This is a genomic window from Neobacillus niacini (genome assembly GCF_023715785.1).
GTDB lineage: Bacteria > Bacillota > Bacilli > Bacillales > Cytobacillaceae > Neobacillus > Neobacillus niacini_E.
On sequence record NZ_JAMBOX010000043.1, the window covers coordinates 1 to 1,329 of the forward strand.

The following is a 1,329-nucleotide window of genomic DNA, read 5'->3' on the forward strand; positions in this document are numbered from 1 at the left end:
GCCTGCATGAAGCCGGAATCGCTAGTAATCGCGGATCAGCATGCCGCGGTGAATACGTTCCCGGGCCTTGTACACACCGCCCGTCACACCACGAGAGTTTGTAACACCCGAAGTCGGTGGGGTAACCTTTTCGGAGCCAGCCGCCTAAGGTGGGACAGATGATTGGGGTGAAGTCGTAACAAGGTAGCCGTATCGGAAGGTGCGGCTGGATCACCTCCTTTCTAAGGATATAAGCTGGACTTATGAGCCAGACAAAAATGTTGCACGTATTTTGTTTGTTTAGTTTTGAAGGATCGAATTCCTTCTTAAAATATCTTCTGGGGGCCTATAGCTCAGCTGGTTAGAGCGCACGCCTGATAAGCGTGAGGTCGATGGTTCAAGTCCATTTAGGCCCACCATACCCTTCATAAATTGGGGCCTTAGCTCAGCTGGGAGAGCGCCTGCTTTGCACGCAGGAGGTCAGCGGTTCGATCCCGCTAGGCTCCACCAAACAAACTATTGATACTTCGTTCTTTGAAAACTAGATAATCGTAAAAGAAGAAGTAACCAAGTAAAAACCGAGTGATCGCCATTTTAGTTTTTCTCTCTAATTATTAGAGTAAAACCTTTTAGGTTAAGTTAGAAAGGGCGCACGGTGGATGCCTTGGCACTAGGAGCCGATGAAGGACGGGACTAACACCGATATGCTTCGGGGAGCTGTAAGTAAGCTTTGATCCGGAGATTTCCGAATGGGGAAACCCACTGCTCGTAATGGAGCAGTATCTTTACCTGAATCCATAGGGTATGGAAGGCAGACCCGGGGAACTGAAACATCTAAGTACCCGGAGGAAGAGAAAGCAATCGCGATTCCCTGAGTAGCGGCGAGCGAAACGGGAACAGCCCAAACCGAAAGGCTTGCCTTTCGGGGTTGTAGGACACTCAACATGGAGTTACAAAGGAACGGGGTAAATGAAGCGGCCTGGAAAGGCCAGCCGTAGAAGGTAAAAGCCCTGTAGTTGAAACTTCGTTCCCTCCTGAGTGGATCCTGAGTACGGCCGGACACGTGAAATCCGGTCGGAAGCAGGGAGGACCATCTCCCAAGGCTAAATACTCCCTAGTGACCGATAGTGAACCAGTACCGTGAGGGAAAGGTGAAAAGCACCCCGGAAGGGGAGTGAAATAGTACCTGAAACCGTGTGCCTACAAGTAGTCAAAGCCCGTTTATGGGTAATGGCGTGCCTTTTGTAGAATGAACCGGCGAGTTACGATTGCATGCGAGGTTAAGTTGAAAAGACGGAGCCGCAGCGAAAGCGAGTCTGAATAGGGCGACATAGTATGCAGTCGTAGACC

General features: G+C 50.3%; 2 tRNA genes and 2 rRNA genes. All 4 read left to right on the forward strand.

The annotated features are described in order from the left end of the window. Positions 1–221, forward strand: a 16S ribosomal RNA gene (locus tag M3234_RS28595); the annotation flags it as partial. Positions 222–321: 100 nt separating this feature from the next. Next, positions 322–398, forward strand: a tRNA-Ile gene (locus tag M3234_RS28600). Positions 399–413: 15 nt separating this feature from the next. Next, positions 414–489 (forward strand) — tRNA-Ala (locus tag M3234_RS28605). A 122-nt stretch (positions 490–611) separates the two neighbouring features. Beyond that, positions 612–1,329 (forward strand): 23S ribosomal RNA (locus M3234_RS28610); the annotation flags it as partial.